Raw genomic sequence first — 22,064 nt, forward strand, 5'->3', positions numbered from 1 at the left:
TCAACTCAGGATCATGCGTGTATTTGTTTTGTTATTTAATGCTGGAACTGAGAACGAGGGCATTCACTCCTTACAGAAGCAGGTTTCCACGGATGAAGGTAGTTATACACAAGATGTTGTACTAGCTTTTGAAGAGGAAGACGACGCCACTCGCTTTGCCTTAATGCTGGAAGCTCAGGATTTTCCAGCAGCCACGGTAGAGGGATTTGATCAAGAAGAAATTGAAGCATTTTGCGACAGTGCAGGGTTAGAACTGGAACTTATTCCAGTGGGCTCCCTTGCTGTGCCGCCAGAGGCTAATGTCGACAAAACAGACTGGCAACCCGATCAGCCTGATGCCGATATCAATGATTTAGATCAAATTCGTCGTCGCTTAGAGAACTTGCTGGATTAACCCGTTACGGTCTGCAAGGGTTTCCATGCTGGGGTACTTTCTGGTTATTGTCATTATTATTTTGGGCGGTGCGATCGCAACTTTGGGTGATCGGATTGGCTCTAAGGTGGGAAAGGCGCGTCTGAGCCTCTTCAATCTTCGTCCTAAGAATACGGCCATTGTGATCACCATCCTGACGGGTGCAGTGATTTCGGCCCTGACCTTGGGCATTGTCTTTGCCTTTAGTCAGCAATTCCGAGATGCCCTGTTCCGGTTTGATGATATCCAGAAGCGCAGTCGAATCGTCCAAAAAGAACTGGATGAGACCCAAGCGGAGAAAGACGCTATCGAGGCCGACCTCACCACCGCCCGATCTAGCCTCAGTCGGACTCGACAGCGCCTGAAAACGGCGAATCGGAACTTGGTCAAAGCCATTGCCCGAGAAAAACGGATCGAACGTCAACTGAAGCAAACGCAAAGTCGTTTCCGCCAGTCCAAGCGGCAAATCAACCAATTTGTGGGACAAGCGAAACAGTTGCGATCGCAAATCCAGTCTCTCCGCACTGAGCAAAACACCCTGCGGGTACAGCGTAACCAGTCCGAAGCTCGGATCCAGCAAGTCAATCGTCAGAAGCGCCAGCTGGAAACAGCCATTGCCCAAGCCCAATCGCGACTGCGTCAAGTGGAAGTCCAAAAGCAGGCGTTAACCCTCACCATCGCGGCAGAGCGCCAACAGCTTCAAGCTGCCAACCAGCAACGCCAGCAACTCCAGCAAGAAGTCCAGACCTTAGAAGCAGGCCGCGCTCGCCTAGAGCAAAATGTAGAGTTCCTGTTATTGGGATTACGGCGAGGCACAATCGCCATTCGTTCAGGACAAATCCTGACTTCTGCGGTCATCCAAGATATTCAGTCTAGAACCGATGCCCTGAAAGCCATTAATACGCTTTTGATTCAAGCTCGCCAGAGTGCCATTACCCTGTCTGACCTACAAGGTGTTCCTGATCAGCAGCAGATTGTACAAATGCGACAGTCTGACGTAGAACGCATTGCCATCCGCATTGGAGATGGAAAACCTTATGTGGTGAGAATTCTAGCTGCTGCAAGCTATTTGCAAGGGGAACGGGCCATCTTTGTTGTCCCGCAAATTGCGACGAATCGAGTCATTTACCAAGCAGACACCCAAATTGCCAGAATTTCCGTTCAACCGGCTCAGATGAGTGATGAGCAACTGCTAGACCGCATTAATCAGCTCTTTGCAGTGGTCAACAAAAAAGCGATTGTGGCTGGCTTCTTACCGAACCCCTTGACTGGAACGGTGGGGTCTGGGCGACAAGTCGATTTATTTCGGTTTATTCTGGCCTTAAAAGATCGCAATGACCCAGGCACAATCGAGATTATCGCGACGACTCCTGAAACAGTTCTTACCGCTGGTCCTTTAGCCATAGAACTCGTCGCAGTTAAAGACCAAGACATTATTCTAAAGAGTGGCGACGATTCCAGCTCCCCCTAACGAATGCCCCCAGAGTCAACCCGTCAAATTAACCCGTCAAGCTACTGATGGCATCTTGCGTCACGGCTGCAATAGCTTGATCCGTAGCCTTGGGCAGATGATAGTAGTTGCCACCTGCGTTTTGAGCCAATTCCTTGGCAAACCCAGTGGAGATAAATTTATTCTCGGTGTCAATCACCAGCAACTTCAAATTCAAGGCTCGAATGCGTCCTGCAATTTCTAATAATTCTGCTTTGATATCAGGCTTTTCGCCATCAATTTGAGGTTCACCCAAAGATGTAGACAACGGAATATTGCCCCGACCATCCGTAATCGCCACTAATACCACTTGGCCAATATCGCCAGACGAAAGGGCATTCATGCCCACCCGAACGGCTTGGGTTAGCCCATGGGCCAGCGGTGAGCCCCCCCCACAGGGTAAGGTATCCAATCGACGGCGAGCCGCTTCGATCGAGCGAGTAGGGGGCAACAGAACATCAGCCCGTTCTCCTCTAAAGGGGATGAGAGAAACCTGATCTCGATTTTGATACGCTTCCGTTAATAAGCGCATCACCGCCCCTTTCGCTGACTGCATCCGATTAAGGGCCATAGACCCTGAAGCATCCACCACAAATACAACCAACGCCCCCGCTTTACGGGCCAATCGTTTGGTACGGACATCAGCTTGTTCGACGATTACTTTTCGATTGGGGTGGCGTAACCGCCGCGCCTTTTGATAGGGGGCTGCCGCTCTTAACGTGGCGTCAACAGCAATTCGTTTAACCCCCCCCTTGGGCAACATGGGTTTAACATAGCGGCCTCGATCTTCAGAAAAGACAATACTCCGACTCCCTGATTTTCCTTGACGACTTGCATTTTGGGCAAAATACAAGACTTGGGGATCGAGAACAACTCCATCTGGGTCAAACACAAATTCTTCGGGAATATTAGGGGGCTCTTCTGGTTCGGGAGGATCATCTTCCTCCTGATCATCCTCTTCCTCATCCTGATCCGACTGATCGGAACTGTCTTGCTGAGGTGGGGGGGGAGGTGGGGGCTGAGGTTGTTCAGGGGGTGGTGCCTCAATGACCGTTGCCCGAGGAACAATCACTAACTCAACAGCACGCCTGAGATCTTCTGCCGTCACTTCTGAGCGGCCGTTGAGGGCGGCATGGGCTTTCGCTACACGGACGGCAAACAGTTCGGCCCGATGCCCTTGAACACCACCTCTAAGGGCTTCATCCACAAGATAGACAATCTGGGAATGCTGAATTTGGACATCCTTTAGCCATTCCCGTGCCAGCAAAATTTGAGTTTTTAGATCATCAGTTTCATCCGCATACTGCTCTAAAAATGTTTGAGGAGAATTGGCATAGGCAGTGGCTTGTTCCACGGCCTGGACGCGCATATCCAGCCCCAAAACCTGATCTGCAGAGAGGGATATTGCAATACGATCCAGCAAATGTTCTCGTAGTGGTCCTTCTTCTGGGTTGTAGGTGGCAATAAAAATAGTAGAGCAGGGATGCTGAAAGCTAAGTCCCTCTCGCTCAATTTGGTTGCGCCCTTCGGTCAAGCTGGTCAGTAACAGATTAGAGATCTGGTCATCCAGAAGGTTAATCTCATCTACATACAAAACACCTCGATTGGCTTCAGCCAAAAGCCCGGGCTGAAACACCGTCTCTCCTCGCTTCACGGATTGACTGACATCCACAGACCCTATCAGCCGATCTTCAGTTACCCCTAAAGGAACTTGAATAAAGGGGGTCGGAATAATTTCCGTTTCGGGCTGGGGCTGTCCATCCACAATGGGGATGCTCCCAGCTTCTAGGCTAGCCATCAGATCATCATCCCAAGAAGCGGTATCTTCGGGATCGCATTGACTAATGGAATCTTTGACCACTTCAATCGGTGGCAACAACGCATGCACCGCCCGTGCCATCACCGATTTTGCTGTCCCTCGCCGACCGGCAATAACAACTCCACCTAGGGTTGGATCAACGGCTGTGAGCAAGAGTGCCAGTTTAATTGCTTCTTGGCCCACCACAGCTGTGAGTGGAAAAGTGGTTATTTGGGTTGGAGGTTCAGCAACTGGCATAGGGGATTACATTGGCGTTTAGACCTTCAGAATACCAAGAACCATGCCTCAAAGGTGTTGCTCCAAGATTTTGCTATCAAGAGTGATTCATCTTAAATCATGACTGGGCTTAAAAACGCAGGGGCAGTAACCGGACTACACCAACCATCATTAAAGTCATTGCGAGTTGAGCAGAAGGCGGTGCTAGGACAAAACTGCACATGCTACTCAGGAGACCCGCACAGGTTGCGGCAATCGAATGGACTTCTTCAGTTCTTCTCAGTTTGATGGCAAAACCAATACAAACAACTGCTATCACCAGGAAGAAACTACTAAACATTCAAAGACCCCTAACTACATTATTCAATGTTGCTTATAGACAGTAATAATTGACTAAAGTAAATCTTATGCACAAGAAGCATTTGCTCTAGTCTATCATGCCTGGAATAAGTATTCTTGCTTATCTATTTTGATTCCTAATCTATTTCATCAAGCTCTCTTATCAGCTTCTTCGGCAGCAATCGATCACAGGATAGTTGCTGTTTGGAGAGTAATAATGATTAATCAGGAGTGCGATTAAGCCTAAGTAAAAAAACTCATTAATTATCCCCTTTACTGAATAAAGCCTTTTACTCTATTTCACTAGTATTTTGGGGAAATAATCCTCGGACTAAGATTTAGGTATTACATACTATAGAGTGAGGCAGGATCTATACTCTCTAGCTCCAGTACGTTATTTTTTCGGAATTTTGGAACTTAGGAGCTGTGATCAAAAGTTCCACTCCATTTAGCGGTTGACCAAGTTCATAAATTGAATTTTTTGTCGTCACATAAACACGACCACTCTTTGAGAAATACCCTGTCACACCTGAGGTAGAGATCTTCACACCTTGGAGATATTCTTTATGATTATGAATATGACCTTTGATAATTACTTTTTCTTTCTTTGGCAGTCCTATCCATGATTCAATGATTGGAACTCCATTAAAATTAGACCTTTCAACCTTTCTAGTGTCAGAAGAATTATCGAGAAAGAAGCCAGTAATATCATCAACAGTAACCATGAGAGATCAATGAAGGAATAACAGAGGTAATAACTAGAGGATGTATTTTTATATAACTAAATTTTATGTTTTCTTTATAAGCAAAACTTCAGTGATTTTCCCTATATTTCTACCTTTACAATTTACTGATAAGTTCGGGCTTATTTTTCTAAGTGCTTCTAAAATAACAAACACCTATCTAACTCAGACCATACTTTTCCTTGCCTAGAGAGCCACAATTATTCACTTGTTGGTATTTTTTTGTTCAACCTATTTATGAAGAGGATCATACGTCATTACTTCTAAGAGTCACTGTGTATTGCACAAGCTCAGTCGTCCCGTTTGGTAAATCACCCAAAATGCATAACCTGACGGATCGCTCACTCGACGTCAAGGGAGATGGCGATACTTCAAATCCTAAGGTCCCTGAGCCAGAACATCCCGGAGAAGTATTTGACACTCGATCCACTAACGGATTCCCTTTAGCGTTAGAGACTGTTGATCGGTAAATCACCTGTGGTCCCTGCCAATTAGACCCGGCAGAAGTATCAAATGTGTAGTAAGCAACCGTTGAATCATCCGGTTTTGTGAGGTAGAGGATAGCATTATAGTTAGCAGGGACAATCCAACCTGATGGAGCAGTGGTGGACACCGCCTTTGCCTCTCTAATATCGTCAGCAATAAAGTCTACAGCGCGGTTCAATTGAATATGCTGATCCACCTCAGCCTCTGTTTGGCGATGGCTTTGCAAAATTGAAATTAGCCCAGACCCAGCAAAAGCAAGGAAGATGCTGGTAATCACCATTCCCACAAGCAGCTCAACTAAAGTAAACCCTCGACTACTGGATTTCTGTCGCATATTTGGGGCTTTATAAGTGCTAAGCCGACCTCTCATATTTTGAGAGAGATACAGGATCAGGGTAGTCCTGGAGCTGGAATTCATCATGTCGAGGTTTTACAGTTGCTGGCCAATGCTGTTGTGGGGGAGCCTGTATATGTTCCAACGCGGATCAATCCTATTCCTGGTGCGATCACTAAACACTTTGAGGGAGTACTGATTTCATTCGCGATAGATAGGACGACTGTTTCTTCTGAGATTAATGAAGGAGGTACGCGTCCTTTGAAGTCAAAACTAAGTGAGGGCGTAGACAGTGAATGTCTAAGTTGGAGACTTTCTAAGGTTCGATTGCCATTCCGCAGACATTCTGTAGGCGAACTGCTCAATACGGAACTACTTCCTGCCGGCAAATTAATGGTGCAAGTCTTGCTTAAACGGATGGCTTGGTTTTGCCCCTCAATTAGAGTCCCTTCCAGTTCCGCTAAGCCCACTTCAAGCTTTCGGTTATTTACCCAAGATAGAAAGCTGGGGGCTGCAATGGCACCTAATATGCCCATGATTACTAAGACAGTAACGATTTCAAGCTGGGTAAAACCCTGTTCACTATGGACAGGCAAAGAACGCATTCGGTATGACCTCAGAACTGACTTGAGCGACTTGTTTCTGGTTCTCATCTGTAACGTTGTAAGTGACTTCCAAGATTTGATAGGGATTGGCCTGTCGCACTGAGGTTATCCTTTCTAGAGTGAATGCTCGACCTAGAAAGGTTTTTTGGCCAGTTTTTGGTGAGACGGTATTATCTGTTTCAGATGCGACTGCTGGCAGTGCTTCATCCAGATAGGCTGCAAAGCCTCCTGTATCGCGATCAGAGTAACATCTAGCTAATACAAGTGTTGTGGCGTCAGTGGTTTGAGTCGATGTGAGTGGATCTCGCAAACTGACTTCTAAATAGTCTGTGCTGGTGGCAGGGTCTGTTAAAGTTTGTAGGGCCGTTATTTCGTTGCTATTGGATTCAGTACCAATCACAATAGAATCGCCTAACCGGAAGCCAGCCAACTGCGTAACTTTGATGGTCGTATCCCCTGCCAGGGCATCAGCATAGAGCAGTGCTGAGGTGTGAGGGACTTGGTTAACGTCACTGGCAATAGCCTTGACATCTTCTAAATCCTGCTGAATCCAGGTATTGGCTTCAGTCAACTGCTTTGCCCGAACCTTGAAAGATGTTGAGAGGACCAAACCCTGCATCGCCGTGCCGATAAATATCGCCAAAACAAGCATGGAGACAGCAACTTCGACTAAGGTAAATCCTTGCGATTGAGTTTTTTTGAGGGCTCTAAGGGTAAGGAGAGTCTTCATGATATTGAGGCAAATGCTGAGTGTTTGATGGATGGACAGATGTGTTTGTTGTTTACGGGGTTGCTTCCAAGCGTGTCCAACTCGTTGCGGCAGAGGTTTTATGGGAGGCTGAGGTAACGGTCACACCAGAACTAGTGAGAAGTTGTTGCATGGCATTGGGGACTGTGATTTCAGCGGTATTTGAACTGGAGCCATCCCACTCTCTGACCCAAATGGCGCCCTGTATATCAGGATTGCTGCTGCCGCCATTAATGCCCATACGGGCATCTGGAGCATGAATAAAAACATTGGTGGTTGTGGCTCCACCATTCAATGTGAAGTCTTGATCGGAAAAACTATCACCGTCATCGGCATTGCCATATATTCGAAAGCGTTCTGGGCTACCTAAGCCACTCCCATAAGTGCCGCAATTATTGGCAGAGCCTGAACAGGTATGGGCCAACGTGGCTTGGCCGCTCATCGCGATATTACCTGTGACGTAAAAATAGACGGGGGCTGAGGTGGTATCAACGGTGACCTGATCGCTGCCGCTAAGGGTAATATCACTCACTTGGTAGTGATAAGCACCATCGGTACCTACTGAATCTCCAGTTTTGGGAAAGCTGGTAGCGCCACTAATTGAGACATTGATCGCACCTGAGGGAATGGCGGGAACAGGAGGCCAAGTCACATCTCGAACATAAATTTGCCCTTGCACAACACTATTGTTGAGAGCCTCAATGGCTGTGCGCAGCCCCGTATCTGTCGGTTGACCATTCACACATTCACTGACTGGCACTGCACAGTTAATCGTATCTGTGCACACGACATTCCCTGAGACTGCCCCCAAGACATCATTATTTCCCAAGGTAATATATTGGGCCATCAACCCTGGAAAGCTAGCTGGGGATGTGGATTGAGAAATATTCATTGTCTGCTGAATCCGCGATACTGCAGACGAATTAGGGGGATGACCTTTGACAATTAAGGTTCCAGTTTCATCACCGGAATTTGAGATTCCATCTGGATCACTGTAGCGATAGGCCTCGACTGTATAGGTGTTGGCAGGTGCGTTGTTTGGAATCTTGCCTGTGAGGATATTATTTACCCCTGTAAAACAGGGAGGAGGCTTTGGGAGAAAAGACCATTCATCAGGACTATCCGCCCCTAAGAGACTATTCGGGTCGTAATCCGATTTCAGCAGCATATGATAATTGTGATTCAGAAATCCGAGGGTGCGGGATATTCCACCTTCTGCAACAGTGGCACTGGCCGTTGTTTGCTTTTGAGAAACGGCTGAGACTTGATCATCCCTAGACTTAATACTTAGAGTTAGTGCGACCAACACCATGATCAACCCAAAACCGATGGTAATTGGCAAAGCAAACCCTTCATCAGTGGCCTTTTTTCTGGATTTCAACATACTTTTATAAAAGTGAAATATCGGTCAAAAATATCTATACGAATTCACCCATTCAATCTTGAATAGGGTTAAACCAGTCATCAATAAGCAAATTAGATGATAGATATGGTTTTATTCGATGCTAATAAAGCTTTAGACGTTGATAAGCCAAAAGGGAGAAAAAAGCGTTGAGTTAACCTTATGGCGATAGACTTCTTTTTCAAGAGAAATCAATAAGATTTTAAACAGCTATATCCCTTCATTCTGGAATTGTTTTTTTATTTTGTATTCGAAGTGTTTGATTTAGGTATATTTTTAGTATAAGAAGTAAAATATTACTTATCCTCAGTAATTACACGTAGATCAAAATGTAAATTTATATTAATTTAAGGTTAAAATACTGACTGTAATAGGCTAGATTCGTCAATCTAGCAATTGTAGAAATAATCTCCTCCGACCTTGATTTAGATTAAATGATTCTCAAGCTCTACACAGCCGACAACCATCCATATCATTAGAGGGTTGAGTGAGACATCTGAGTAAAGCAGACCTTATTGCTTGCAGAGCTTGTGATTTGTCCCACCTTTGCAATGACGGTGTAGCAATGCTGATCTCCAGTGGAGCCTGTCATCTCAGTAGCGTTACTCATACTTGAACCACTATAAATTTGGGATTTTTGGGCCGTTGTGATGACCTCCTTGTTCACTTCAAAGGTGACCCCATTCATGGAACCCGACCATTGCCAGCTCAAGTCAATCTGATTGGTACCAGGTTGTTGAGTCGCAGTTAGAACTGGAACTGGGGAGCTATTGACTGAACGGGAGGTGGCAGTACTGCTTAATCGATGAATTTCCACATCAGAAATTTTGCTCCGCATGGTTAAATCGACCTGGCTGCCCTTTACACAGGCTTGAAATCCTCCTTTCCCTACCAATACGCCCGGTGCAGGACAAGTGGGCGTGGTATCGATTTGCTCTGCGATCGCATCCACCAAAGTATCGCTAGCAACGGGATTGCTGCAGGGGTCAATGCTGCCATCACTTTTGGGAATGCGACCGTAGCGATGAATAGCATTGGGGGCTAACCAATCTTGACTGCTAGGACGAATATCATAAACCACCTGATCATAGGTTGTAGGTTGAGGGGGAGGAGAACCCGCGTTGGGGCCACCCATCGGGCAAACATTAGGAACTTGAGCGCTAATGGGGATCTCTAAGTAAAGAACAGGGTTATTCCAGTTAGAGGCATCTAACCCCGCACTCGTCAGCATATTGGACATGGAAGCAGCATTCGTTGCCTGCATCACTTGAGATTGGTTGATGCGGGTCGCCATTCTAATTTCGTTGCTAATGAAATCAAAGGCTCGACTTAAGTCATGACGTCTAGCTGCAATGGCTTCGGTCCGCTGATTAGTTCGAGTGGCTGCAATGACCCCAAATCCTGCAATACTGACCACCAAACTAGTGATGCCAGCTGCAACCAATAACTCCACGAGGGTAAAGCCGTTGCGAACCTTAGAATCCGCTTTGGAGTGCCTATCATTCAAACCCGATGTTCTCAATGGAGACTTCATTGCTCCTCCCAGTTCTCGGCAGTGCAACGACCTGAGTCGGTAATCGCCGTAGGTCTCATATCCCCTTGATAAGTACCAATGCGGGTTAAACCGAGGGTATTGGAAATCGCAATACAGCGTTTCGTGCTTCTCGTGTCGTCAGGATTGTAAAAAACTATCTTGCCGCTCGGATCGGCGGGCACTTGTTGGGAACTGACAATTGCAAATTCAGGATTGCCTAAGACACCATACTGAATGGGAATACTGGTCGATATCTCTGCATTGGGTGGCAGCTCATCGCTCCCATCCTCTGAATCCTTATCTTTGCAGGTTCCTAAGCCTAATCCTTTCTCTGTGTTTCCTTTACATTTGGCGATCACTTGAACCACAATGCCTGCTTTAGGTGTGTTAGTGTCCGGTTCAGGTGCAGTCGCTAAGGCAATTTGGGAAACGGTCTCTCCATCGTTGACTCCCAAAGCGGGTTGAATATCCGAACCGATCAGAACAGGTTGTTCTGTCGAAGGGGTAGGGGTGGCGCTAGAACTCGGGTCAGTGAGATTCGTCGCAATCGCAACGTCGGCATCCAACTTGCGATCGCCCGTTATTAGACAAGGCCCCGTGATCGTCCCTTCTACAAAATTAAGAGTTAGGGTACAGACTTTGTTGCCCCTAATCGCTTCGCGTTGTGTTTCATTTAAAGCGGTCCGCACTTCGGCCATGGTTTGTTTAACCTTGGCCCGATTCATGGTTGCCATAATGCTGGGAGCTGAGGCAGCAGCGGTAATGCCAATAATAGCCACAATCACCATCTTCTCCGCCAGGGTAAACCCCGCTTCAGAGAGAGATTGTTTTGTTTTACCGAATGGATGGAACCAGAACATAGCAAGTCCAAGTAGGAAAATAATATAGAAGAAAAGCATGCCCCTTATGGAGATAAGAGGGGTAACAAATTGAGCGCAATTCTGCATCACCCCCGAGAATTGCTAAAGGTTGTATCGAGGAAACACAAGAGAGGGAGTAAGGTTAAGGCATCTTCGTCATAACCTCACCCGTTGCCATTGCAAAACACCCCCGAATCGGTAACGGGCAGGCCAGTCAATATATTTCAATAGGCCAAGCAGGCTAGTGACGTCTTCGGGCACAGTAATGCCAGAAGTTACGCCTGATTTTGTGGTTTTATCGTAGTCACCATCGCCATATCCCAAATATTTCACATCACGATGAGTGGCCTCATTCTTGGAGCTAAGGATGGCTTCCATCCATAGGACCCCTTCAACATTTGTGTTTTGTCTCCCTGGACAGCCAGGTCCCGTGGTCAGCAACCTTAATTCATCATAGGGAAACCACAAAAAGGCATTTTGAATACACGTTTGGTCATAGAGGGTAACCCGATCATCTTTTCTCGCAATGATGCGGAGATCGCCGACGCGGGACGGTTGCCCATCCGTTCGTACATTCAGGATCTTGGCTGACTCGCGAAGGGTGATGCCATGTTCATGCCCACCTGTATTAGAAATGTCAATTTGGACAGGTCCGTTCGTCGTATCAACGGTCAATACTTCTTCCCCACTCAGATCGATTTGATCAACAGTAAAGTAGGTGGGTGTCTTGCCCCCCACACCTGTAATCGTCAGACTGTCATCGATTGTCCCGAGATCGGTGCCGACCTCTCCAACAGGGAGGTTGGGTCTAAGCGTACAAGCAAAAATATTTCCTTGAACGGTATCTTCACTGACGCCATCCAGGGTTGAAGACCAAATGGCATTTAAATAACTGCCCCGATCAGCGTCTTCTGGCCCAGCACTGGCAGTCAGAGAGGGATCGACTGAGGAAGAAGGGTGATAATAAACATTCGCTTTACTCCCTTGCAGTTCACGTCCCCTTAAGGCCAATACCCCTGTCGCATAGGTTGAGTCAGGATTGCCTGTGGGTTCAATTAAGACCACCCCTGGAAAATCGGACAAATCAGGGGTTACTGAGATGCTAATAACGACCCCTGTTGTTTTCCCGTCCTGACTGGCTTCTACGAATAATGTCCCTTTTTGTTCCAAGGGATTAAACCGATAGGCTGTAATGGTGTAAGTGCCGGTTTCTCCAATGGACCCGGTTGTTACAAGGTTGGGACTGCCCCATGCTTTTTGCTGGTGGCAGGATGTACTACTCGGGTCATAGCCGGTCCATTCATCAATCGCGTTGGCCTCTTCGTCCCCACTATTGAATCTGCCATCAGGTCCCAGATAAGTCTTGCCTGTTTTAGGGTTAATCGTATCGAAATTGCGATTCAGGAGGACGGCATTATTGGGTGCGGTGAGTTGAGCGAGGGATCGAGCTATTCCCCCTTCAGCAGCGGCTAAACTTGCACCTGCTTCTTTGCGATTAAAGGCAGAGGTGCGATCGCTTTGGGCAACCAACATCGTCGACAGTCCTAAAACCATCATGACAAAGCCCAATCCCATTGCCAAGGGTAAGGCAAATCCCTGGCAGCGTGTCTCCATGCCTGGAGACCTCCGACCCTGTCTAAGCCACCATCGGTAAAGAGTTGTAGAGAATTTCTGTCTCAAAATACCTTTTTCTATCATTCACCTATGGGACAGCCCCCCTGTATTAGGGGCAAAAGAACACTTCATCCATGGATAGCCGAGCAAAGGGTATAGAATAGTTCGCCTAATAGAAAGGCATGGCAACACATCAAATTGAGCCAAAGCCAATGGGGAACACTAGCAGGACTGTGTGACCCAACAACCCTCCTTTGAGTGTGGCCTTTACCCGCCCGGTTCGACGACAGAAAGAACACGGAATTCTTTCCTGGCAAGCTATGTAAATATCGATTTGGATCCGTAATTCTAGGGACAAGGCCCGTATCTATACGATCGCCATACTAGGCACTGATACCCCGATCACAACCGTACATGTTGCCAACTTTGCACCTTCCCAAATCGGTAACGAGCAGGCCAGTCTATGTACTGAAGCAAATCCATCAGACTGGAAACATCTTCAGGTACCGCAATCCCGGAGGTCACCCCAGTTTCAATCCGATCATCGTAATTGGTACCGTTGAAACCGCCGAGAAAGTTGACTGATCGATTACTAGGATTGTTTTTGGCGGTCAGAATGGCTTCCATCCACAGCACACCTTCCACGTTGGTGTTTCTATCCCCTGGACAGCCCCGTCCTGAAGTGAGGAGTCTTAATTCGTCATAGGGAAACCATAGGAAAGCATTTTGAATACAGCTTTGGTCATAGAGGTTGATTTGACTGTTCCCTCTTGCAAGAAGACGAAAGTCTCCCACCTGGACAGGTTGATCATCAGTCCGAATATTGAGGATTTTGGCACGATCCCGTAAGGTGATCACCAATTCAGGATCCCTTCCCCGATCAATGACCTCAATGTGGACAGGACCATTCGTTGTATCAACCTGAAGGACTTCCTCGTTGTCTAATTCAATCTCTTCGACCTGATATAAGGTGGGGACCTTGCCGCCTATGCCTTGTATTGTTTGGCTTTCGGTAATCTTGCCCAAGTTCGTTCCTGGAGCAGTAGTGGGCAACTTCGGAGGGACATTACAGGCAAATATTGTTCCTGCAACGGTGTCCCCATCAGCGCCATCTAAATCGTCTGTGGACCAGATTGCATTTAAATAATCATCACGGTTTGCGTCACCTGGCGCTGCACTGTCGCTCAAAGATGAATCAGCCGAGCCGTCTGGATTGTAGTAAATATTCCCCTTACTCCCTAAAATTTCTCGCCCTCTCAAGGCAAAAAGCCCGGCATCAAACGCCCCCCGGGTATTTTGCGAGACCACAATCCCAGGAAAATGGTCTAAATCCGGTGCCACACTAATGGAGATCAGTACCCCCGAGATTTGCCCGTTGGCACTAGATTCGACCAGTAAGGTTCCCTGCTGTTGTTGCGGATCATAGCGATAGGCTCTAAGGATGTACGTTCCGTCTGAACCGATAGAACCTGTGGTTTGAAAATTAGGCGATCCCCAGCCCATTTGTAAATGACAAGGCTGATTGCTGGGATCATAGTCTGTCCATTCATCAATCGCTTGAGCGGTTTCATCTCCGCTATTGAGGATGCCATCCGGACCTAAGTATGTTTTACCTGTTTTAGCGTTAATTGTGTCGTAATTGCGATTCAGGAGAACGGCGTTATTGGGAGCCGTGAATTGGGCCAATATCCGGGCTACACCGCCTTCCGTTAAGGATAGGCTGGCATTAGATTCTTTTCGTTGCCAAGATGCGATGCGATCGCTTTGAGCCATCATCAACATGGATACTCCTAAGACCGCCATCACAAAGCCCAATCCTAAGGCAAGCGGCAAGGCAAATCCTGCTTCTTGGGCTTGAATCTTGTCACCCCAAGCACGTGTTTGCTGCAACCATCGACAGAACTTTACAGCAGAACGATTCACTGGCCTCATGGCTTTTCCTAATGCGATGAGCAATGAGAGGGCTGAAAGGGTTGAGAATAAAGCATTTTATTCACCAACACACATGATATTGATCACTGCAATCAAGGCCAATCAAAGCCATAGTAAACCTGAACAAGAACAATAGATATAGACACAAATAGAGGTTGCAACCTCAAACAACGCTCATAGCTGTCCCCTTAACTGATGAAAGAATAAAAATTGAGATGCACTTCGTTTTTATCTCTCACTAAGAATATCAAAACAGGGCAGAAGAATGGCAAGGAATGATGGTGATGGACTCAGGCTTTCAGCTTCCTTATCGGATTCAGACCAGTCGCTAAGAGCGAGTGCAAACTATTGTGCTAACCGTTCTGCCATCCTGGCAGACAACCTTTCAATAATCAAAAGAACCTTTAGGAGTGGACTATGTCAACTAGCAAATCTTTAGTGTCTTTAGGAAGTTGCGTCTTTGTGGCATTGACTGCAGCGCTCCCCTTTAGTGCGCAGGCCCAAGGAAATCCTTCCCAGTTAGGTATTCCTGAAGAGACAACATTTGCCATCATCACGCGGATGAGTGATACCGTAGCTGCTCGTATCTCAGCTTCGTCTTGTGACGATACTCGTAATCTTCTCAAAGCCATGCGTAAGAGCAAGGGCGGCAAAACCTCTGAGCTATCCTTGGAAGGCCAATTGCTCGCGTCTGCTCAAACCCAACCGAAATTAAAGCAAGTGGTGGCTAATCGAGTGGGTACCGCCTTAGCGCTCAAGCTGATGGATTGCAATATGATGAATCCCGATACCTTAGGAGCCTTGTTTGACCAGAGATAGTTAAACAGTCTAGTTTTCTACCCTATCGTGCTGGGCCTGGTAGACCTGATTACGGCCTAACGACTTGGCAATATAGAGCGCCTGATCGGCTTGTTTGATCAGGTGCTCTTTGGTTTCGGCATCGGACGGAAAAGTCGCCACACCCAAACTGGCCGTCATTCCTATTTTCTGCAAGGAGGGCAGAATAACGGTTTCTTTCGCAATCGCTAGACGGATGCGCTCTGCGATCGCAGCACTATCATCACTATGCGTTTTGGGCAGGATAACGGCAAACTCTTCGCCACCGTATCGACAGACCACATCCCCCGGACGGACTTCCCGTTGCAGGAGTTGAGCTACTTCGCACAGGGCTAAATCCCCAGCCTGATGGCCGTAGGTATCATTTAATTGCTTGAAATGATCAATATCCACCATGATCAGCGAGACTTGATTGGTATTGCGCTGCGATCGCTCAACCTCCACCCTCAGCCAGCGATTGAATTCTCGTCGATTGTAAACCTCCGTCAGACCATCCAAGGTTGCTAATCGATATAAGTCCTGCTGGCTTTGCTCCAGTTTGGCCGCCATCAGGTTAAAGGTTTCAGCCAAATGACTAAACTCATCGTCGGTGGTCAGCGCAATTCGATGACTTAAATCCCCCTTGCCCAATTTCTCAACGCCTTGCTCTAAGGTTTGCAGGGGAACCGTAATGGACTGGGAGAGACTATACGCAAATAAGGCCGCCAACGCCACAGCCAAACCACAAATGATGGTAATTAGCTGTCTAACTTTCTGTCGAACCGTCTCTGCATGAGCAGCATTGGCATCATTCTGAAACACAATTAACCGATAATTCAGTTGTTGGACGTCTTGCAGAATCATTTTGAGCTGTTCTTTGAGTTCAACCCTGGCCGATGCTGACAAGTTAGGCCTGGATTGAGCAACAGAGGGGTCTAGAATTTGTTGACACAGTTGCGAAATTCGTTTCCATTTCCGCTGTATTTCCAGAACAGCATTTACCTGGGCTGGATCCTGATGGGAAAATTTTGAGAGCCTAGCCAAACTTATTTTAATGGCCTGACTTTTGGCCTGGTACTCATCCCACGTCATTGGGACAGAGGGTTCTACGGGAGAGGTAACAACATTTAAATCTAAGAGTAACCCCTCAACATGGGCCAGAGGGAACAATGCTTCTCGGCCTACATTGTCGCGCTGCTTAAAACTATCTAATGCCCCTTCAAAGGAAACGACAGCCCCTCCTGCCAACATCAGCAAGGGGACCAACATAGTTCCTAAACCTAATCTTAGGCGTTGGTTTAGAGATGTTTTAGGTGTAAACCAAAAGGGCATAACATCCTGTTTATTCAGCACGCGATCAATTCACTAGAATTAGAGCTTTATGACTCTAACCCTGAGGCGTCGGTGTCAAAACTTCGCAGTAATTGGGGGGGGGACGATGGGGTGTAGAAATCGGTACATAAAGTCCACAACTCTGTTGAGGCAGAGTCAGAGTGAGTTGCTCTATTTGCCCTAATTCACTCAGTCTTGACTGTTTACCAAGAGAATTTGTCGCCCAATTATGCATGGAGCTGAAGGTAAGAACTTGAGGATACACAATTTGATTACAAGGACTAATGAAGCGAAAGTCTGATGCAAATCACTCAAATTTTGGGCAGACTTATCATTTCAATATTTTTGATCATAGCTCATTCCATTCAGGGGAGATTATGTAAAATCACTGAATTTTCTTCGTCAAGATATTTCTTTCACCAACCTGCTCCATCCAACCCTCTGGCAATGAATATTGCTCAAAATTTAAATGTCAGTCCATGATTCGTGGGACCCTGCGTATAAATTCAACCTCAGTAACGCGGACCTGAGGGCTCATTGGGGTGAGGGATTAAAAATTACAGCTTAAACCCGGCTTCTTTTCAGATTACTCTCAGCAAAGTTCTGTACGTTTAGGTAATCATGCTTATACTGTTAGGTGCGAAAAAAGAGTTTGCTTCCACCTCGTTGAGATGATTGAAGTCCACTGGTGAGCCATTGCTCCCTAAATCTCCCCCCGACGTAAACGAATGGTTTCTATCGCCCGCAAAAATTTATTCCAGGACCTGCCTCGCTTTATCGTTGCCCAGGCGGGCATCATGTTTTCCGTGGGGTTGGTCACCATTCAAATTGGTATCCTCAATGGGTTTACCCGTTCTTCCACCGTCCTGATCGAAAATGCCGATGCAGATATTTGGGTGACCTCTGAAGAGTTGCGCCATTTTGCCTTAACCCTACCTTTGGAATACAAACAGCTGGCTGAAGCGAAAGAGGTAGAAGGGGTCGATCGGGCCGAACCGCTGATTGCCCAATCTACGGTATGGCGGGATAAATCAAATCAGATTGCACCCATTCGGATTATTGGCTTTGACCCCGAAGATACTCTGTTTCGACCGCGTACTCTTTTAGAAGGAACCCTAAAGGATATCCAGCAGCCCTATAAAATCTTTGTGGATCAAGCTGACCTCAAGCTATTGGATGTCTCGGCAGTCGGTGATCGGGCTGAAATAGGATCCTACGAAGGAGAGATCAAAGGAATTACGACCGGCACCCGCTCGATTGTGGCGAGTCCTTATATTTTTACGTCTTTACCGAATGCTACGGCTTATCTAAATTCTCCCATCGCTACCCCGGATGAGACCCCTCCTGACCCGCCTGATTTAACGGATCAAAATCGGATTACCTATATTCTGGTCAAAGCGAAATCCGGTGAAAACCTATCAGCCCTGAAAGATCGCCTAGAAGAGGCCCTACCCGGGACCAAAGCCTTTACGCAAGCTGAACTCACAGAATTAACCCAAACCTATTGGCAGCAGAGTACAGGGGTCGGCTATATCTTGGGCTTAGGTGCAGTGGTGGGTATTGTGGTGGGAACCGTTGTGGTGGGCCAAATTCTCTATTCCTCCGTCACAGACCATCTGCGGGAGTTTGGCACTATGAAGGCGATGGGCTCGTCTGATTGGTATATCTATCGCGTCATCTTAGAGCAGGCGCTGTGGATGGCGGTGTTGGGATATTTACCGGGTATGGGCCTTTGTTTGGGTTTAGGCGCTTGGACAATTCAGGCTCAAGCGATTCAGATCTTGATTAGTCCGGCAACGGCAGCCGGAGTTTTTGTCGTCACCGTCGCCATGTGTAGTGGTGCAGCCATCTTTGCTATCCAAAAAGTGACTCGACTCGATCCAGCCCTCGTCTTTAAGTCGTAAACCGATTCGGAAACAATACGGACTCAACTGGGAAACCTGTCAAGAGAGATACACCTGATGCAACTTGCTTTTCGCCAACGACCTCAACCGATGACATTGATGCCCTCCACTCCTGATACTGCTGGTGATCTGTCTACGCCTGCCATTCAGGCTAAAGGTATTGAAATGGCATTCCAAGTGGGCGATCAGCAGTTCAAGGTTTTGAAAGGCATTGATCTAGAAATTAACACTGGGGATGTCGAATTGCTGATGGGGCCGTCAGGGTCGGGGAAAACGACGCTACTGTCGATCATAGGGGGCATCCTGACCCCCACCAGTGGACAGGTTTCCTTACTTGGCCAAAGCATTACAGGACTGCCTCGCCATAAGCTTTCCAAGTTTCGTTTGCAAAATATCGGCTTTATTTTTCAGGGCTTTAACCTCTTTCCTGCTCTGACGGCAGCGGAGAATATTGAAGCGACCCTGAATTTAAAGGGGATTCGGGGTCGAGCCGCAAAGAAGCAATCGATCAAGCTGCTGCGGCAAGTAGGACTGGCGGATAAGACCCGAAGTCTGCCGCGGGATTTGTCTGGGGGGCAAAAGCAACGGGTTGCGATCGCAAGAGCATTAGCCGGAAACCCCAAGTTAATCCTGGCAGACGAACCCACAGCTGCCCTGGACTCTCAGCGAGGCCATACGATCATGGAACTGCTGCGTAAATTGGCCAAGGAAGAAGGCTGTACGGTCCTTATGGTCACCCATGACTCCCGAATTATGGACATCGCCGATCGCGTCGTTTATGTAGAAGATGGACTGATTACACCGAAACCTGCGAATCCTTCCTTTGTGAAATAAGATCTGAGTGATGGATCTTGGCCACAATAATTGTGGTATTACTCTCTGTGGCGATGTTAGCGATGTCTTGAGAACGACAGTTAGAGCAGGACAATGTCGACATTGCTGATGCTGGAATATGGACATACCTATCTTTACCTTTGGGGCGTCCACCAACGATAGTGATATGACTGTTAAATGGATACTCAGAAAAACGGATAGGCAATCTCAGTCGTAGACTTGGTAGCAGTTCCTACTAGCAAGGAGCGGCGCGCATGTACCCCTTTTTTGGGGTAGTGCCCACAGAACTTACCTCCAGATTCAGTGGGTCGCCCAGTAGGAAGAGATGTATACAAATATTAATATTAATTTATGTTCAACTTGTTCGCGAACCTCTAACCTCAGATTATATGGTTAGATTGCCCTTGTTAAAGATACAAACAAGTGCAAGCTTTGGAAATTGATTTACTAAAACCTTATTCACTTTTATTCATTACGGAATTTGAATCATGGCTAATTCTAAAAATAGTGCAACTGTGGGCAAAGGCTATATGTCTGCCTTTACAACGATTGTAGTCACAATTGTAAGCTTGTTTATAGTAGGACTAATATTTGCTGTACTTGTCAAAACATCCACACCTTGTTCATGTGATACGACTGGCACATACTTTAGCTTAAGAAGCTTATCTTGTCGTCCATGTGTTTAGCGAGGAATAGCGAAAGTCATCGGTATAATGACTAGCAAATAGTCCTTTAAGAGGCTATAGGTAGAGATGGATTGCAAGTTTATGCTTTATCTTTACCTATAGCTTTTTTGTTTCTGATAGATTGCCATTAGCTCGGATTCTTCATTTTATTAGAGGGTTGTTCCAACGCCTCAAAGCATCACTTCCGATGTGTTTAAGAGTTTATTTGTAAAGTAGAAATTTTGAGAAACGGTTTACTTGAAATAGTTTTAGTTTGCTTCAGTTAGTTTGCCAAATATGAGCTAAATCGTCACCACATATCTCAAGATTTCTACTCTAAGCTTTACTTGAAAATGCAAGCATAGTATCTCTCTCTAAAATTTTTAGGCCGTAGCGAGCAGCTCCAAATTTCTTAGAGATGAAGGGCTTCGGAGACTAAACTCCTCTCCTAATACTGACAGTCTAGCCATCTCGTGGCCTCAAACAATGGGTTTGTACTCCAGAAATATGTAGACGCTGCCCGTTTCTACAGGCAACTTACCTAGTTTTTGGCGTTCTTCAATACCATCAGGGTAAATAGTGGATACTCATTCAGGACACTCTGATCGACATGCTCTCGCTATAGAGCTGTGGGGCACCATTCTTGTCTTGCTTGGTGGGAGTCGAGAAGTGAACATGAACTCAGGTCAATGAATTACTCTGCAAGACAATAGGCATTCCCCTTGATTTTGATGAAGTGTATAACGAAGTCCTGAAAGGACAGTGGTAAGGCATAGCTGAGAACAAGAAATAGCAAAGTTTTCAATCTACTGTTTCAGCCTTCCATCCTAACTACAAAGATGATTAAATTTTTCCTAGTGTATTTAATTTTATTGCAACTGCATATTCTGTTGATTTTTTGATGACAAATAGATAAGACATCAAGGAATACAATGTGTTTGACTTTTAGTTGAAATAAACAAGCTAAAGGTGATGCACATTGAAGTGCATCCAATGAAGATTAAACCCACTATCTTAGTATCTATTCTTATTGTTGAATTAGGCATTATTCTTACCTGCCAAAGCATAGCTTTTATTTTTAATTGGCATCGCTGGCACCATATAACTTATAGCCAGTCCAAGCTTGATCTCAACGATTCACCTATATCAACGACTACTCAGCTGGCATATACTCTTATTGGGCCATACGGATATGGTTTGAATGACCTCAAATCGGTCTATTCTATCCCTACCTTAAAATCTGAAGTAACCAAAAATATAGGTGGAATTACCTCACTAAAAGTTAGTTCTATTTCCCAAACGTTGCTCTCTTCAACATTCCCTTTACCTCGGCAAGTCACCATAAATTCCCCTCTTCAAGGTTTTTGTCATCCCCTCAATGGCAAAGGCTGGCTCAGTCAGGGGATCCGCGGAACCACTCATCAAGGTCGTATGGAGTTTGCTTATGATCTGGCTATTGCTGTAGGTGCTCCCGTTTATGCAATGCGCTCAGGTAAAGTGCTTGCCATTCGCGATCGCTATCCAGATACGGGGGGTGGCAAAGAAAAAGCGACTCAATTTAACTACGTTTGGATAGAACATGATGGAGGATATAAATCGATTTATGTTCACTTGCAACAAGGTTTTAGGGACTACGTTAATCTCAAAGCTGGTGATTGGGTTAATGCAGGACAATTAATTGGCTTTAGCGGAAACTCTGGTTGGAGCTCAAATCCCCATTTACACATAGAGGTTCAACGCCCTAGTAACAAACAGCACTTTACTCAAACGGTTCCCTTTGTAGTCTCAGGTATATGTAGAGAACAATTTGCCGGATTCAGAAATCAGAGACTTTGGTTTACACTTCCACAGAGAAATAAACAATCAATTTCCAATGATTTAAGACCTACCTCTTCTCAAGTAGGTCAGACTTTTCTTTTCAAAATTGCGAAAATCAAATAAGCCTAGACCATACGCATGGGCTTTTTTATCGGCATATTC

General features: G+C 46.3%; 17 protein-coding genes. 6 read left to right on the top strand and 11 right to left on the bottom strand.

The window, feature by feature from the left end; all coding sequences use genetic code 11:
- Nucleotides 1–13: 13 nt before the first annotated feature.
- Nucleotides 14–394, top strand: a complete 381-nt coding sequence (locus Q0986_RS03635) for a DUF3110 domain-containing protein (RefSeq protein WP_299404110.1) — start codon at nucleotides 14–16, stop codon at nucleotides 392–394.
- A gap of 25 nt (nucleotides 395–419) precedes the next feature.
- Nucleotides 420–1,883, top strand: coding sequence for a DUF3084 domain-containing protein (locus tag Q0986_RS03640; protein ID WP_299404010.1), 1,464 nt, complete (start codon nucleotides 420–422; stop codon nucleotides 1,881–1,883).
- Between the two features lie 28 nt (nucleotides 1,884–1,911).
- Here the strand turns inward: Q0986_RS03640 and bchD are convergent, their stop codons facing one another.
- The 10 genes from bchD to Q0986_RS03690 all read right to left on the bottom strand — a co-directional run bounded on the left by bchD (nucleotide 1,912) and on the right by Q0986_RS03690 (nucleotide 14,533).
- Entirely contained in the window at nucleotides 1,912–3,957 is a 2,046-nt protein-coding gene (gene bchD / locus Q0986_RS03645; protein WP_299404013.1) for a magnesium chelatase ATPase subunit D, read from the bottom strand.
- 698 nt (nucleotides 3,958–4,655) lie between these two features.
- Complete coding sequence (locus tag Q0986_RS03650; protein ID WP_299404017.1) at nucleotides 4,656–5,000, bottom strand: hypothetical protein; 345 nt, start codon at nucleotides 4,998–5,000, stop codon at nucleotides 4,656–4,658.
- A 265-nt stretch (nucleotides 5,001–5,265) separates the two neighbouring features.
- On the bottom strand, nucleotides 5,266–5,838 hold the full coding sequence (locus Q0986_RS03655; protein WP_299404020.1) for a prepilin-type N-terminal cleavage/methylation domain-containing protein: 573 nt from the start codon (nucleotides 5,836–5,838) through the stop codon (nucleotides 5,266–5,268).
- A gap of 83 nt (nucleotides 5,839–5,921) precedes the next feature.
- Entirely contained in the window at nucleotides 5,922–6,443 is a 522-nt protein-coding gene (locus Q0986_RS03660) for a Tfp pilus assembly protein FimT/FimU (RefSeq protein WP_299404023.1), read from the bottom strand.
- Nucleotides 6,421–7,173: a type II secretion system protein gene (locus tag Q0986_RS03665; protein ID WP_299404028.1), complete on the bottom strand. Its 753-nt coding sequence runs from the start codon at nucleotides 7,171–7,173 to the stop codon at nucleotides 6,421–6,423. Before Q0986_RS03665 ends, Q0986_RS03660 begins: the two co-directional genes overlap by 23 nt.
- Before the next feature lie 52 nt (nucleotides 7,174–7,225).
- The gene (locus tag Q0986_RS03670) at nucleotides 7,226–8,575 is read right to left on the bottom strand and encodes a hypothetical protein (protein WP_299404032.1); all 1,350 of its coding nucleotides are present in this window, start codon (nucleotides 8,573–8,575) and stop codon (nucleotides 7,226–7,228) included.
- A 493-nt stretch (nucleotides 8,576–9,068) separates the two neighbouring features.
- Nucleotides 9,069–10,127 (bottom strand): prepilin-type N-terminal cleavage/methylation domain-containing protein, encoded by a 1,059-nt coding sequence (locus Q0986_RS03675; protein ID WP_299404037.1) that lies wholly within the window; start codon nucleotides 10,125–10,127, stop codon nucleotides 9,069–9,071.
- Nucleotides 10,124–10,987 (bottom strand): type II secretion system protein, encoded by an 864-nt coding sequence (locus tag Q0986_RS03680; RefSeq protein WP_299404040.1) that lies wholly within the window; start codon nucleotides 10,985–10,987, stop codon nucleotides 10,124–10,126. Before Q0986_RS03680 ends, Q0986_RS03675 begins: the two co-directional genes overlap by 4 nt.
- Before the next feature lie 156 nt (nucleotides 10,988–11,143).
- Nucleotides 11,144–12,601: a hypothetical protein gene (locus tag Q0986_RS03685; RefSeq protein ID WP_299404045.1), complete on the bottom strand. Its 1,458-nt coding sequence runs from the start codon at nucleotides 12,599–12,601 to the stop codon at nucleotides 11,144–11,146.
- Between the two features lie 402 nt (nucleotides 12,602–13,003).
- Nucleotides 13,004–14,533, bottom strand: coding sequence for a hypothetical protein (locus tag Q0986_RS03690; protein ID WP_299404049.1), 1,530 nt, complete (start codon nucleotides 14,531–14,533; stop codon nucleotides 13,004–13,006).
- Between the two features lie 417 nt (nucleotides 14,534–14,950).
- Here Q0986_RS03690 and Q0986_RS03695 point away from each other — a divergent pair, with 417 nt between their 5' ends.
- Nucleotides 14,951–15,352 carry a hypothetical protein gene (locus tag Q0986_RS03695; RefSeq protein WP_299404053.1) on the top strand — a complete coding sequence of 134 codons (402 nt, stop codon included), beginning with the start codon at nucleotides 14,951–14,953 and terminating at the stop codon, nucleotides 15,350–15,352.
- A 9-nt stretch (nucleotides 15,353–15,361) separates the two neighbouring features.
- Here the strand turns inward: Q0986_RS03695 and Q0986_RS03700 are convergent, their stop codons facing one another.
- Complete coding sequence (locus Q0986_RS03700; RefSeq protein ID WP_299404057.1) at nucleotides 15,362–16,702, bottom strand: diguanylate cyclase; 1,341 nt, start codon at nucleotides 16,700–16,702, stop codon at nucleotides 15,362–15,364.
- Between the two features lie 707 nt (nucleotides 16,703–17,409).
- Here Q0986_RS03700 and Q0986_RS03705 point away from each other — a divergent pair.
- The 3 genes from Q0986_RS03705 (at nucleotide 17,410) to Q0986_RS03715 (ending at nucleotide 22,025) form a co-directional block, all read left to right on the top strand.
- The gene (locus Q0986_RS03705; protein WP_299404061.1) at nucleotides 17,410–18,585 is read left to right on the top strand and encodes an FtsX-like permease family protein; all 1,176 of its coding nucleotides are present in this window, start codon (nucleotides 17,410–17,412) and stop codon (nucleotides 18,583–18,585) included.
- A 99-nt stretch (nucleotides 18,586–18,684) separates the two neighbouring features.
- Nucleotides 18,685–19,419 (top strand): ABC transporter ATP-binding protein, encoded by a 735-nt coding sequence (locus Q0986_RS03710; RefSeq protein ID WP_366918507.1) that lies wholly within the window; start codon nucleotides 18,685–18,687, stop codon nucleotides 19,417–19,419.
- A gap of 1,658 nt (nucleotides 19,420–21,077) precedes the next feature.
- Nucleotides 21,078–22,025, top strand: coding sequence for a M23 family metallopeptidase (locus Q0986_RS03715; protein ID WP_299404070.1), 948 nt, complete (start codon nucleotides 21,078–21,080; stop codon nucleotides 22,023–22,025).
- The last annotated feature ends 39 nt before the right edge of the window (nucleotides 22,026–22,064 follow it).

This window comes from Acaryochloris sp. IP29b_bin.148, assembly GCF_028285565.1.
Classification (GTDB): Bacteria; Cyanobacteriota; Cyanobacteriia; order Thermosynechococcales; family Thermosynechococcaceae; genus Acaryochloris.

Coding starts and splice junctions, on each gene's coding strand:
- Q0986_RS03665 (WP_299404028.1), bottom strand. CDS start 7,173: ATGAAGACTCTCCTTACCCTTAGAGCCCTCAAAAAAACTCAATCGCAA.
- Q0986_RS03650 (WP_299404017.1), bottom strand. CDS start 5,000: ATGGTTACTGTTGATGATATTACTGGCTTCTTTCTCGATAATTCTTCT.
- bchD (WP_299404013.1), bottom strand. CDS start 3,957: ATGCCAGTTGCTGAACCTCCAACCCAAATAACCACTTTTCCACTCACA.
- Q0986_RS03675 (WP_299404037.1), bottom strand. CDS start 10,127: ATGAAGTCTCCATTGAGAACATCGGGTTTGAATGATAGGCACTCCAAA.
- Q0986_RS03690 (WP_299404049.1), bottom strand. CDS start 14,533: ATGAGGCCAGTGAATCGTTCTGCTGTAAAGTTCTGTCGATGGTTGCAG.
- Q0986_RS03715 (WP_299404070.1), top strand. CDS start 21,078: ATGAAGATTAAACCCACTATCTTAGTATCTATTCTTATTGTTGAATTA.
- Q0986_RS03710 (WP_366918507.1), top strand. CDS start 18,685: ATGCCCTCCACTCCTGATACTGCTGGTGATCTGTCTACGCCTGCCATT.
- Q0986_RS03640 (WP_299404010.1), top strand. CDS start 420: ATGCTGGGGTACTTTCTGGTTATTGTCATTATTATTTTGGGCGGTGCG.
- Q0986_RS03685 (WP_299404045.1), bottom strand. CDS start 12,601: ATGGAGACACGCTGCCAGGGATTTGCCTTACCCTTGGCAATGGGATTG.
- Q0986_RS03705 (WP_299404061.1), top strand. CDS start 17,410: ATGGTTTCTATCGCCCGCAAAAATTTATTCCAGGACCTGCCTCGCTTT.
- Q0986_RS03680 (WP_299404040.1), bottom strand. CDS start 10,987: ATGTTCTGGTTCCATCCATTCGGTAAAACAAAACAATCTCTCTCTGAA.
- Q0986_RS03635 (WP_299404110.1), top strand. CDS start 14: ATGCGTGTATTTGTTTTGTTATTTAATGCTGGAACTGAGAACGAGGGC.
- Q0986_RS03655 (WP_299404020.1), bottom strand. CDS start 5,838: ATGCGACAGAAATCCAGTAGTCGAGGGTTTACTTTAGTTGAGCTGCTT.
- Q0986_RS03660 (WP_299404023.1), bottom strand. CDS start 6,443: ATGCGTTCTTTGCCTGTCCATAGTGAACAGGGTTTTACCCAGCTTGAA.
- Q0986_RS03670 (WP_299404032.1), bottom strand. CDS start 8,575: ATGTTGAAATCCAGAAAAAAGGCCACTGATGAAGGGTTTGCTTTGCCA.
- Q0986_RS03695 (WP_299404053.1), top strand. CDS start 14,951: ATGTCAACTAGCAAATCTTTAGTGTCTTTAGGAAGTTGCGTCTTTGTG.